Consider the following 13,101-nt stretch of genomic DNA (forward strand, 5'->3'; position numbering starts at 1 on the left):
GCAACAGGTACTACGTCACCCTTTGTATTTGCTTCCAATGCCTTTTGAAGAGAAAACAGCGGACACCCTCCACAACACCCTCAAGTGCTCCAATTGCGGTGCAGCCCTGCATTACGCCCCCGGCACTTCCAGCCTTACCTGCGAGTATTGTGGTGCGGTCAATAAAATTGAAGTGGAAGCCGTGGCCATTGCCCCGGTAGATTATGATACTTACATTGCCAGCGCCATAACACCCCAGAACGGCCAGGCCGCCAAGGTGGTGAAATGCAGCAACTGCGGGGCTTCTACTACCTTGCTGCCCAACGTTACATCAGACGCATGCCCTTTCTGCGCCTCACCGCTGGTTATCGCGCAGGCAAAGGACATGACCCTTCCCAAGCCACACTATGTGCTGCCATTTGCCGTAAAGCAACAGGATGCCTACGGTCATTTCCGCACCTGGCTGGGCAAGCTTTGGTTTGCCCCGTCTGACCTGGTGAAGAAGGTGAACAACACCTCCTCCCAGCAATTGAAAGGGCTTTACATTCCTTACTGGAGTTTTGATACCGATACCCATACCACCTACACGGGCCAGCGTGGCGATTATTATTATGTAACCCGTACCCGCACAGTAACAGACAGCAATGGCGACTCCCACACGGAAACGTACGAGGAAAGAGAGACCCGCTGGTCCAATGTTTCCGGATACGTGGATTGCGATTTCCAGGATGTGCTGGTATCTGCCAGTCCATCCCTGCCGGAAAAACTGTCTGAAAAGCTGGAACCCTGGCGCCTGCAGGACCTGAGTGCTTTTGATGAACGCTTTCTCAGCGGCTTCCGCTCTGAAACCTATACCATCGCCGCACCGGAAGCATTGGGCATTGCCAAACGCCGTATGGACGGGGAGATCCGCAGTTCCATCTGTGGCGATATTGGCGGGGATGAGCAGCATATTGATACTTACGATGTGAACTATCATAACCTGGGGCTGAAGTACATCCTGCTGCCGGTGTGGATCAGCGCTTACCGGTATAACAACAAACTGTATCACGTAGTGGTGAATGCCTGCACGGGCGAGGTGGCGGGTGAACGGCCTTACAGCGCCATGAAGATCGCGCTGCTGGTACTGGCCATCCTGGCGCTTATCATCGCCATTGTGATGATGACCCAGCACAGCTGACCGCTGCGCCAGTTATCCTTGATTACGGCCAATGATCCCCACTGCGATAACATCCGGCTTTTTGTTATTATCTTGAGGCGGACCAACCCGTTTATACTGTATAATCCACAAGGGACCATCAATCAGATAATCTAAACCAATACGATGAAGTGTACAATTCTGTCCGGCATCCTGGCCTTCTGTGCAGGGTTGCCGGTAATGGCGCAAGCCCCGGCCGACACTGGTAAGCCCGTCAATCATTACGATTACAAGGCGTTGTTCAGCCCCCTGTTCTACACCAAGAACGGTACGGACACCCGCTCTGCCAGCGGCGCTCCGGGCAGCAAGTACTGGCAGAACAGTGCAGACTACCAACTCAGCGCCACGCTGAACGACAGCACCAACGAGATCACCGGTAGTGAAGTAATGACCTATGTGAATAACAGCCCGGATAAGCTGTCCTTCATCTGGATGCAGGCCGATGAGAACCTGTTCCGCAACGACTCCCGTGGCGCCGCCATCCTGGGGGCTAATGCCAGCCGCTATGATACCCGCGGTGAAATATTTGACGGCGGTTATAAATTCAAATCCATTAAGATCGTAAATCCTGCTACCGGCAAAACAACGGAGGCGGAGTACATGGTGAACGATACGCGCATACAGATATTTTTGCCCACAGCGCTGGCAGCCAATGGCGGCAAGCTGCAGGTGAAGATCGAATACAGCTTTACCACCCCGGAGCACGGCTCTGACCGTAACGGTATCCTGAAAACTGCCAATGGCAAAGTGTTTTCCATTGCACAGTGGTTCCCACGGGTATGCGTATACGATGATGTGCTGGGCTGGAATACCAAGCCTTACAATGGCCCCGGCGAGTTCTACCTGGAATATGGCAATTATGATGTAAAGATCACCGCACCTGCGCGCAACATTGTAGTGTGCTCCGGTGAGCTGCTCAACGCAGCGGAAGTATACACCCCCGAGCAGGTAAAACGCTGGGAAGCCGCTAAGAAAAGCGACAGCACCGTGACCATCCGCGGCGCAGCAGAGGTGACCAACCCGGCATCGCGCCCGGCTAAGAAAGAACTGACCTGGCATTTCCAGATCAAGAACAGCCGCGATGTGGCCTGGGGTGCCTCCCCCGCATTTATCGTAGATGCCTGCCGCATTAACCTGCCCAGCGGTAAAAAGTCATTGTCCATTGCAGCCTACCCGGTAGAAAGTAACGTGGCCAATGGCTGGAGCAATGCTGCTAAATACGCGAAAGCCTCCATTGAATTCAATTCCAAAAAATGGTTTGAATATCCTTACCCCGCTGCCAGCAATGTGGCCGGCAATGTGAGCGGTATGGAATATCCCGGCATCGTGTTCTGCGGTTACACTGCCCGCGACCGCGAGCTGTGGGATGTGACCGACCACGAATTTGGCCATACCTGGTTCCCCATGATCGTAGGCAGCAATGAAAGACTGTATGCCTGGATGGATGAGGGTTTCAATACCTTTATCAATGGCCTGGCCACCGAAGGGTATAACAACAATTTCTGGAACGTAAAACCGGAAAATATCACCGCCCGTGCAGGCATGTTCAGCAGCCCTATTTTTGAACCGGTAATGACCATGCCGGATGCGATGAAAGAACGCAACATTGGCGTGCTTTGTTACTTCAAACCCGCTACAGGGCTTAATTTGCTGCGGAACGTGATCCTGGGCCCCGAACGTTTTGACCGTGCTTTCCGCACCTACGTGGAGCGCTGGGCATTCAAACATCCTCAGCCGGATGACTTTTTCCGCAGCATTGAAAATGTGGCCGGGGAAGACCTGAACTGGTTCTGGAGAGAATGGTTCTACAGCACCTGCAAACTGGACCAGGCCGTGAACGACGTGCGTTACAATGACCGCCTGAAAGCAACCGTGATCTACCTGGAAAACCTGGAACCCGCGGCCATGCCGGTTATCATGGATATAAAGACCAAGAACGGCGCCGTAACCCGCGTGAAACTGCCGGTAGACATCTGGATGCGCAATGAAGTATTCTCATACAAATGGACTGGTGATGAGATCCAGTCTGTAACCCTGGACCCGGATCATCAACTCCCGGATTCAAAAATATCTAATAATACCTGGACTGCGCCTGCGGTACAGTAAGCAAAAGGTAATAAAAGAGAAAGGCTGTTCATTTTGTATGAACAGCCTTTCTCTTTTTTATAGCGGGTGAGAACTAATAATCATCCTTCGCATCCTGCGCCACCTTAATATACTCCGCAAAATCATGCGGGCTCACTACCACACCTTTCCCGGTAGGCAGTGGCATGATAGCGATCTTATATTGCTGCTCCCTGAACATAGGCAGGTAATGCTGCAGGAAACGCTCCAGCGCTATGGATTCCGGCTTCTCATCACCCGTGCGCAGCAATTCAGCAAACGCCTGGTAAGGCCACACGGGAAACACCGCCTGGTCTTCCTGGGTGAACATGGTAAACCCCTCCGCAGTGCCCAGTACCCATAACGCATCTTCTTCCACGATCTGTTCTATGCAATACTCCACACGGTCCAGCGCGGAGGCGGCAAGCAGGGCATCTATTTCTTCCTGGTCTATCATCTGTTGTAATTTGCGGCTAACATACGAAAAAAAGCGCACGCCATCATAGCGTGCGCTTTTTCGCAATATACAGTTCTCACTAAAAAGTGTCCTATTCAGTAGCCGGAGGCGCTTGCCTGGCGGCCTTTTCCAGCTTACGCTTCTCCATCCAGTAATAGAATGGCGGCAGCAGGAAGGGCGTAAACAACAGGGTAGTGGTCAACCCACCGATGATCACCGTAGCCAGCGGACGCTGCACATCAGACCCAATGCCGGACGACTTTGCCGCCGGGATCAGGCCAATGATGGCCACGATCAGCATCATCATCACCGCCCGCAGTTGCTGGGAAGATGCACGGGACACCACCGTGCGCAGGTCCTCGCGGGGGAACATCTCACGCTCACGGTTATACGAAGAAATGAGCAGTACCCCTGCCATTACAGAAATGCCAAACAGCGATACAAAGCCCACACCGGCCGATACGTTGAAGTTATACCCACGGATCAGCAGTGCGGAGATCCCGCCTGCCAGCGCAAAGAAAATGCAGGCAAAGGTCATCAGTGCATAGCGGATGTTGCGGAACAGGATGAAGAGCACCAGCAGCACGATCAGCACCGTGAGCGGGATGGCAATGGCCAGCTGCTTACTGGCGCGTTCCAGGTTCTCAAACTGGCCGCCATAGGCAATTGTGTAGCCCTGGGGCATGTGAATGGCGGCCCCTACTTTCTTTTGTGCCTCAGCCACAAAGCCACCCTGGTCGCGCCCACGGATGTTTGTCTTCACCGTGAGCAGGCGTTTGCCGTCGCCGCGGTAGATGTTGGTCTGGCCGGGGGTGAGCTGGATGTCTGCCAGCTGGTTCATGGGAATAAGGGCCCCGCCGGGTGTGGGTACCTGCAGGGAGCGGATCACGTCAATATTATTACGCGCCTGCGGGTAATAGCGCACGATCACGTCGTATTTCTTGGTGCCGTCGTACAGGTCGGATACCTGTTTGCCACCAATGGCTGCTTCCACCATGGTCTGGATATCTGCCACGTTAATACCGTAGCGGGCAGCGGCCTGGCGGTCTATTTTGATGGAGAGCTGGTCCTGCTGGCCCTCCTGTTCAATGCCCGTTTCCGTAGCACCGGGTATTACCCGCACAATGTTCACGATGGAATCGGCCACTTTACGCATGTAGATCAGGTCATCGCCGGAAATTTCAATGGCCAGGTCGGCGGCAGAGCCGTTCACGATCTCTGTTACCTGGTCAATGATAGGCTGGCCAAAGGAAAGCTGGGCGCCTGGTAAGGCCCGCTGCAGCTGGTTCTTGATGGTCTGCACCAGTTCTGCTTTGGTGGTATCATGTACCCATCCGCTGTAATCTTTGAGCATCATCAGGATCTCCGTACGGTTGCTCGGGAAGGGGTCCGTGCCATCATCGTTACGGCCACTCTGGGTGATCACCGTTTCAATCTGCGGGTGGCTGGCGGCGATGTGCCGGATGATGGGCGCTATCTTCTGGTTCTCGTGGATATTGGTACCCGCGGGCAGGAAGGAGCGCATGAAAATGGAGCCTTCGTCCAGCGCCGGCAGGAACTCTGTACCTACTTTACTACCCAGGCCCAGGAGAATGAATACGATGGCAAAACCAATGATGGTAACGGGTTTGGCCCTGGTCAATACTTTCTCTACCAGGATCGCGTATTTCTTTTCCAGCCATGCCAGCAGGTTAAACCGGGCAAAGAAGCCGGGCTTTTTATGGTGATGGTCTTCCGTTTTCAGCAGTTCTTTTTTATAGGCAAAAGAGATGAGCACGGGAATGATGGTGAGCGCCGCGATCATGGAGCCTACTACCGCAAAGGCCAGGGTGATGGCCATGGGGGAGAAGAGCTTGCCTTCCACGCGCTGCATGGTAAGGATGGGCAGGTAAGCCAGGATGATGATGGTTACAGAGAAGAATATCTCACGGCCTACTTCCTGGGCGGCATTCAGTGTAAGTTTCACGATGCCTTCAGACCGTTCTTCCGGTGTGGCATGCTTGAACTTATGAATAAGATGCGCCGCCATTACGCACGCGCCATCTACGATAATACCAAAGTCGATCGCACCCAGCGACAGCAGGTTTGCCGGTACACCGGTGAGGCGCATGAGGATAAAGGCAAACAGCAGGGAGAACGGGATGGTGAGTGCCACTACCAGTGCAGAGCGGATGTTGCCCAGGAACAGGATGAGGATGATCACCACGATGCTGATGCCCTCAAACAGTGTATGTGATACCGTGGTAAGGGTATAATTCACCAGCGTGCTGCGGTCGTACACTACGCGCAGGTGCACATCCTTGGGCAGTTCATTGGCCTGCAGGTCCTGCATCTTCTGCGTCATGGCCTTCAGTACTTCGGTGGGGTTCTCGCCGCGGCGCATGGAGATGATACCTTCCACGCCGCTGTTCTCATCCACACCGGCACTGGCATTGGTATAGCCCAGGATGCCCTGGGGAGGCGGCGGGTTCACTTCCACGCTGGCTACATCCCGCACGTATACCGGCACGCCATTCACATTGGACACTACGATGCTTTCAAGGTCCTGCGTGCTTTTCAATGCACCGAGGCCGCGCACGGCAAAGCCTTGCCCACCGCGTTCCACGATGTTGCCGCCCGTGTTCTGGTTGTTCTTGGACACGGCGTCCATCAGTTGCTGGAGGGTGAGGTTGTATTTGCGCAGTTTATCCGGGGAGGTAAGCACATGGTATTGCTTCACCGGGCCGCCAAAGGTTACAATATCTGCCACACCCGGGGTTTGCAACAGGTAGGGGCGTATGACCCAGTCCTGCAGGTCACGCAATTGCATGGGGGTATAGGTGGGTGGGGCTTCCACTACATAACGGAAGATCTCGCCCACAGCGGAGGTGAGGGGGCCCAGTTGGGGCACTACACCATCCGGCAGTTCCGCGGTGGCCAGGTGTTCATTTACCTGGGCGCGTGCAAAGTAATCACTTACGCCATCTTCAAAGTTGAGCTGCACCAGGCTAAGGCCAAAGATGGTGCGGCTGCGGCGGGAAGTTACATTGGGTACGGTGTTGAGGGCGCGTTCCAGCGGCACAGTCACCTGTTGTTCCACTTCTTCGGCGGCGCGGCCTTCATAAGGCGCTATCACGATCACGTTGGTATCCGCGATGTCGGGATAAGCTTCGATCTTCATCAGCTTAAAGCAGATGATACCGCCTATCATTAACACCACTGCACCGGCAATCACTGCCCAGCGGGTATTGAGTGCTTGTATGAGAATATTCCTAATCATGCTTTACCATTGCTCTACTTTGTTGGTGACAATGAGTCCACCCTTGTAGTGTTTTCTTAATTCGGTTATGATCTGCTTTACTTTCTCATCCTCGTCAATAAAGGTGATGAGCATAGGTGGTTCATCAAAAGAGAAGATGCGGTCCGGTCTTTTCAGCCGGTGGCCTGCGCCAAAACCCCATTGCCCGCGGAAAGCCGTAGCTCCCGCTGCATTTTGTTCCAGCAGGAAATGCATGATGAACTGGTACAGGGGCTGCATGCCCCGCAGTTCATCTTTATCAATGTAGATCTGTGCCTGTAACATAGTGTTCAATAGGGGTTTTTATTAATAGCCGAATGATAAGCCTTTCAATTGTATGGCGCCTTTGGTCACTACCTTGTCGCCGGGTTGCAGGCCGTTGAAGATCACGATGCGCTCCCCGATCTGCTGCCCGCTGATGATCTCGCGGCGTTCAAACACGTTCACAGAATCCTGTACAAAAGCGTAGTTCCTGCCCTGCACGGTTACAATAGAAGATTGGGGAATGCTCAGCAGCTTGCCTTCGCTCAAGCCAAAGGATACGGAAGCGAACATGCCGGCCTTGAAGCGGTTCTGGCTGTTGTTGAGGGAGATGCGCATTTTCACCATGCGGGTTACGTCATCCACTACATCGCCAAAAGATTCAATGCGGCCCTGGAAGGTTTCATCCGGGAAGGAGGTGAAGTGCACACTGGCCACACCACCTACTTTCAGTTTATTCAGCTGGCTTTCCGGTACATCGCAGGTGATCCACACCTGGCCTGCTTTTGCGTTGAGCAGGGTGTGTGGGTCAAAGCCGGCCTCTTTCAGCTTGGCTTCCTGGTCAATGATACCGGCGCGTTCGTTCTGCAAATTAGTACGCTCCATGGCCAGTGCCGTTTGCGCATCCAGTACATCCTTGCCGGTGGCGGCGCCATGTTCCGCCAGGTCTTTCAGGCGGTCATAGTCGATCTGTTTCTGGCGGATGTTCACATTGGAGATCTGGTTGATCGCGATCTGGTGTTGGATCAGGGCCGTGTAGCTGGTAGTAAGTGCTTCGTCGTCAAACAGGACCAGGTTATGGCCGGTGTTTTCCGTGGAAGGCACCACGGTGGCGGCCACGTGGGCAGGTGCCGTAAAGTTGGCAGATACACTGTCCATCCCCAGGATTTCTGTCTGGAAGAACGAGAGGGTGGCGGTATCCTGCGGGAAAGAGATCACCCGGCCGCTGTCGCGGATCTCCGGGCGAACGAAGGCCGTTACGGCGGTGGTGTTCTTTGGCTGTTCCTTGCAGGCTGCCAGCACGGCAAGGGCGGAGCATATATAAAAGATGCGTTTCATGTGCATTATTGAGCTAATTGGTTAATCAATCCGGTCGCGAATAAAAGTTGGATATAAGCCTTGCGGTAAGCATCCACGGTGTCATAATAGCCCTGGCGGGTTTCCAGCCAGCTGCGTTGCGCCTCCAGGTAGTCCACGATGGTGGTGCCACCTTTCAGGTAGGCATAGCGCACGCTGCTCAGGATGGCCTCAGACTGGTTCAGCACCTGGGCAAAGTTTTCCAGGTTGCGCTGCTGGGTCACAAAGCTGTTGTAGGCAGTTTGTACCTCGGTATTGATCTGTTGCTGGATGGCCTGTACGTTCTGGGTGGATTGTTGCTGCATGTATTGCGACTTACGGATCTCGCCCTGGTTGCGGTTCCAGAAGGGGAGGTCTATGGCGGCGGTGATGCCCACGTATTGAATTTTATTCTGCGGGTTGTAGATCACGCCTACCAGTGGCTGGGGCACGGCCAGTGACTTCTGGAACTGTACGTTGCTGGCGCTGGCGGTCAGGGCGGCGTTGGCCAGTTGCAGGTCGCTGCGGTTACTGATGGCCTGTTGCAGCAGGGCATCTGCATTGGCGTTATGGTCAATGGCTGCAAAGGTGTCCGTAGTGTCCACCGCTACGCTGTCGGCCACGCCCAGTAAGAGCTTCAGGTTCTTCAACTCGTTGTCGTATACCTGCTGTGCATTGATGATCTGCAGGCGGTACTGGTTGCTGAGTAACTGGGTGCGGTACAGGTCGGTGGTGGTGATCACCTGTTTTTCCTGGCGCAGTTTGTTGATGGCCACAAGGCTGTCCACGTTGGTGTTGGCAATCTTCAACAGTTCCAGCTGGCGCTGGGCGGTCCATACGTCCAGCCACTTGCTGCCCACTTCCAGGAAGAGGTTGCGTTCCACTTCCGCGTAGTTCTTCTGGGATACGTTGAAGCCCTGGTTAGCCACGTCGATGCGGTACTTGCGCTGGTTGGGCCATTGGATAGGCTTGGCCAGCTGCCAGAGGGTCTGGCGGTTATAGCCGCTGGACCAGCTGGTGTTAGGTGCGTATTTGTCCAGCTGCTGCAAGGTCTGGTTACTAAGGTTCGGATTGGGCCGCAGCCTGGCGGTGGTGATATCGCTTTCGGCAATATGTACATCGAAGCTTTGCGTCTTGAGCACTGGGTTGGTGGCTTTGGCCGTTTGCAGGGCTTTTTGCAGGGTATAAATTGTCTGGGCAGACAACGGCAAATTGGCCAGTAACAGCATAGCAGCACCCAGTAAGTAGGATACCCGGATTTGCATTGTACGTTTTGGTTCTGAAATTAAATGGAGAACAAAGCTACCCTTAATATTGCCGGGGCGCAATCCGCACCCCTTAAAAAGGGCTTAAAAAAGTATTATAGCGGTCTTAAATTGAGCATGCCACGACAGTCATAAGGGTGGTTTTATGGCCAGTAAATGCATAGCAGGTGGATGCTACAGTAACAGGTGGGGAAAAGTTACGGAAAAAATACCACTCAAACGATTGCGCACCCCATTTCCCCCAATGCCAAATTTTAAGCAAACGTTTGATAGCTACAAAGATAATTTTTCATCGCTAATATTATCCTATCAGCCGGCATCATTGTTCACCTGTTATCAACCACGAATCACCTGAATGAAAAACGCAAAACCGGCGCGGCCATATCTGTAATGTCAGCCCACCCGCAGGCATCCTAAAAACGCTCCGCGCACTGTCAATCTTATTCATCACCAATATTTATTCAGCATAGGGATCCAGTAACCCAACTCTTTCATCACGCAAAAAGTATTTATGAAGCATTTTATCACCATGATGGCATGGGTGATCTGCTGTTGCCTGTACCAGCCAGCAACCGCCCAGCAACAAATCATCAAAGGCAGCGTAGTGAGCGCCTCTACCGGCGAAGCGCTCATCGGCGTATCCGTATCTGAGGGCCACAAAGCCCTGGGCGTTACCGGCACCGACGGCCATTTTTCTGTAAACGCCACCCCGGCCGCCCCGCTCACATTTTCCTTTGTAGGCTTTAACGCCGTAACCCTGCCCGCAAAGGCAGGCATGCGCGTGGGCCTGGATGCCAGCACCTCCAGCCTGGGGGAACTGGTAGTACTCGGTTACAACACCAAAGCCGCAAAATCTGTAACTGGCTCCGCCACGGTGGTGAGCGAAACAAAACTCAAAGATGTTACAGCCGCCAGCGTGGACAAAATGCTGCAAGGCAAGGTGGCCGGGGTTTTCGTTGGCAACAGCAGTGGCGACCCCAATGCGGCGCCCAGCATCCGCATCCGCGGCGTGGGCACCCTTACCGGTGGCAGTGACCCGCTCATTGTAGTGGATGGCGTGATCGGTGATTACCCCAACCCCAGCGATGTGGAATCTGTGACGGTATTGAAAGACGCTGCCGCTACCACCTTGTACGGGGCACGCGCAGCCAACGGGGTGCTGGTGATCACCACCAAACGTGGTAAAAGCGGTAGCGCCAAGGTGGTGGCCCGCGTGGCGGAAGGCGCTAATTCCCTTTCCCAGGGCCACTTTCACCTGATGAATGGACCTGAATATTACGCCCTCCAAAAAGCCTATTATCAATCCACTTACACCGGCAATGATTTTGACAGCTACCTGGAAACGGTACTGCCCGGCGATGCCCTGAAACATAACACCAACTGGCTGAAGGAAGCCTACGGCACCGGTAATACCACCGATGCCCAGTTGTCCATTTCCGGCGGCGCAGACAAAGGCCACTACTACCTGAGTGGCAATTACTACAGCGAAGATGGGATCCTTAAACAAACCGGCCTCAAACGCGGCTCCGTGCGCCTTAACAGCGATTACCAGGTAAGCAAGAAATTTGTAGTGACCTTCAATACTGCGCTGCGCTACAGCAAGTCGACAAACAACAGTAATGGCAGTGGTTACCAGTCCTACCTGAACCTGCCCTGGGACGCGGCTTACGGCGCAGATGGCAAGCCGGTGGATCCCCGTACGGTGAACTGGTATGGCCGCGACGTAACCAACTTTGTATACGACCAGCAATACAACCGCTACGGCTATAAAACCTTTGATGGCGACATCCTGCTCAAAGGGGAATACACCATCAGCGATCACTGGAGCCTCTCCTCCACCAACCGGGTGACGGGTGATTACCTCCGCGCGCAAACCATCTACGATGCCCGCACCGCCGCGGGCGCCGATGTGAACGGGCAACTGGAGGATTACAGCGAATTTCAATATTCCTACCTCACTTCCAACCTGCTGAAATACCGCACCAGGCTCAGTTCCAACCAGGACCTGGACTTGCTGCTGGGTGAAGAATACCAGAACAATTATTTTGAAAGCACCGACGCTTCCGGCACCGGTATAGCCCAGGGCATTTCCATCCTGGACGGCACCAGCGCGGCTTTGGGCGTAGGTGGCACTAAAAATTCCAGTGCCTTTATTTCCTATTTTTTCCAGGCAAACTGGAACCTGGACCAGCGCTATTTCCTGACGGGGTCTTTCCGCCGGGATGGTTCCTCCCGCTTTGGGAGCGCCCATCCTTATGGTAATTTTTATGCCATTGGCGGCGCCTGGCTGCTTTCTGAAGAGGCCTTCCTGAAACACAGTCACACTATCTCCAAACTGAAGCTGCGCGCCAGTTTCGGCACCACTGGCAATGCAGACTTCAGCGATTCCCACGCTCCGTCGCCAGACCCTAACGCCAACTACAAAGCATACGGCAAGTACAACGTGACCGGCTCCTATGACGGGGTGCCCGGCCTGTACCCCAGCGTGGTGGATAACCCGGACCTCACGTGGGAAAAAGCGTACACCACCAATGTAGGCCTTGATCTGGGCCTGGTACATGACCGTGTAAACATTACCGTGGATGTATACAACAAGGAAAATAAAGACCTGCTCTTTAACGTGCCGCTGCCCGGCACCACCGGGTTTGCATCGATAGCGCGCAACGTAGGCGATGTGAACAACAAGGGCGTGGAACTGGGCATCAGCAGCGTAAACATCCAGACCAGGGACTTCCAGTGGACCACGGATTTTAACATCAGCTATAACAAGAACAAGATCACCTCTCTTTACAACGGGGTTACCGAGATCAACGACCCCCAGGGCCGCTTCCGCTTTATAACGGGATCGGATATACGCACTTTTTATATGCGTAAATGGATGGGCGTAGACCCCGCCACCGGCGATCCGCTCTGGGCCATCACCAACCAGGATGGCACCAAAGGCACCACCAATTCTTACAACAGCGCCACCCAGATGGCTGTAGGCAGCGGCACGCCCAAATTCACCGGGGGCTTCCGCACTACGTTCAATTACAAAAATTTTGACCTGGGCGCGTTCCTGGTGTTTGTGCAGGGCAATAAGGTATACAATGGCAACCGGGAGCTGTTTGACAACGATGGTGCCTACAACCGTTACAATATGATGGAGCTGTACAAGGGCTGGAGCCGCTGGGAGCATGCCGGCGATCATGCTACGCATCCAAAGTACGTGGTAGGCGGCAACAAAAATTCGCAGAAGACCTCCAGCCGCTTCCTGGAAGATGGTTCTTACCTGCGCCTGCGCAATGTTTCATTGGGTTACAATTTTCCCTCCACCGTATTGCAACGCCTGAAAGTAGAGAACATCCGCCTTTCCCTGAGCGGGGAAAACCTGTGGACGCTGACACATTTCTCCGGCATAGACCCGGATGCAGACAGCCGCGGGGATATTGGCACCAAGTATCCATTTGCCCGCAAACTACTGGTAGGCCTGCAAATCAACTTTTAACCCATCAAGCAACTTCTT

At 53.9% G+C, this 13,101-nt stretch carries 8 protein-coding genes; 3 read left to right on the forward strand and 5 right to left on the reverse strand.

Features of this window, described 5'->3' with window-relative positions; genetic code table 11:
* Window positions 1-37: 37 nt before the first annotated feature.
* Window positions 38-1,159 (forward strand): zinc finger domain-containing protein, encoded by a 1,122-nt coding sequence (locus tag DCC81_RS18515; RefSeq protein WP_108688059.1) that lies wholly within the window; start codon window positions 38-40, stop codon window positions 1,157-1,159.
* A gap of 144 nt (window positions 1,160-1,303) precedes the next feature.
* A complete protein-coding gene (locus DCC81_RS18520) occupies window positions 1,304-3,283 on the forward strand; it encodes a M1 family metallopeptidase (RefSeq protein ID WP_108688060.1) in 1,980 nt (659 codons plus the stop codon).
* A 73-nt stretch (window positions 3,284-3,356) separates the two neighbouring features.
* On the opposite strand, the gene DCC81_RS18525 is transcribed toward DCC81_RS18520, so the two are convergent.
* The 5 genes from DCC81_RS18525 to DCC81_RS18545 form a co-directional block, all read right to left on the reverse strand.
* Window positions 3,357-3,737, reverse strand: coding sequence for a DUF2750 domain-containing protein (locus DCC81_RS18525; RefSeq protein WP_108688061.1), 381 nt, complete (start codon window positions 3,735-3,737; stop codon window positions 3,357-3,359).
* A gap of 91 nt (window positions 3,738-3,828) precedes the next feature.
* A complete protein-coding gene (locus DCC81_RS18530; protein WP_108688062.1) occupies window positions 3,829-6,996 on the reverse strand; it encodes an efflux RND transporter permease subunit in 3,168 nt (1,055 codons plus the stop codon).
* Between the two features lie 3 nt (window positions 6,997-6,999).
* Window positions 7,000-7,299 (reverse strand): DUF190 domain-containing protein, encoded by a 300-nt coding sequence (locus tag DCC81_RS18535; RefSeq protein ID WP_108688063.1) that lies wholly within the window; start codon window positions 7,297-7,299, stop codon window positions 7,000-7,002.
* A 21-nt stretch (window positions 7,300-7,320) separates the two neighbouring features.
* Window positions 7,321-8,334, reverse strand: a complete 1,014-nt coding sequence (locus tag DCC81_RS18540; RefSeq protein ID WP_108688318.1) for an efflux RND transporter periplasmic adaptor subunit — start codon at window positions 8,332-8,334, stop codon at window positions 7,321-7,323.
* A 5-nt stretch (window positions 8,335-8,339) separates the two neighbouring features.
* Window positions 8,340-9,596: a TolC family protein gene (locus DCC81_RS18545; RefSeq protein ID WP_108688064.1), complete on the reverse strand. Its 1,257-nt coding sequence runs from the start codon at window positions 9,594-9,596 to the stop codon at window positions 8,340-8,342.
* Window positions 9,597-10,107: 511 nt separating this feature from the next.
* Between DCC81_RS18545 and DCC81_RS18550 the strand changes: the two genes are divergently transcribed.
* Window positions 10,108-13,083: a SusC/RagA family TonB-linked outer membrane protein gene (locus tag DCC81_RS18550; protein WP_108688065.1), complete on the forward strand. Its 2,976-nt coding sequence runs from the start codon at window positions 10,108-10,110 to the stop codon at window positions 13,081-13,083.
* Window positions 13,084-13,101 lie beyond the last annotated feature (18 nt).

This window comes from Chitinophaga parva, assembly GCF_003071345.1.
GTDB classification, from domain to species: Bacteria; Bacteroidota; Bacteroidia; order Chitinophagales; family Chitinophagaceae; genus Chitinophaga; species Chitinophaga parva.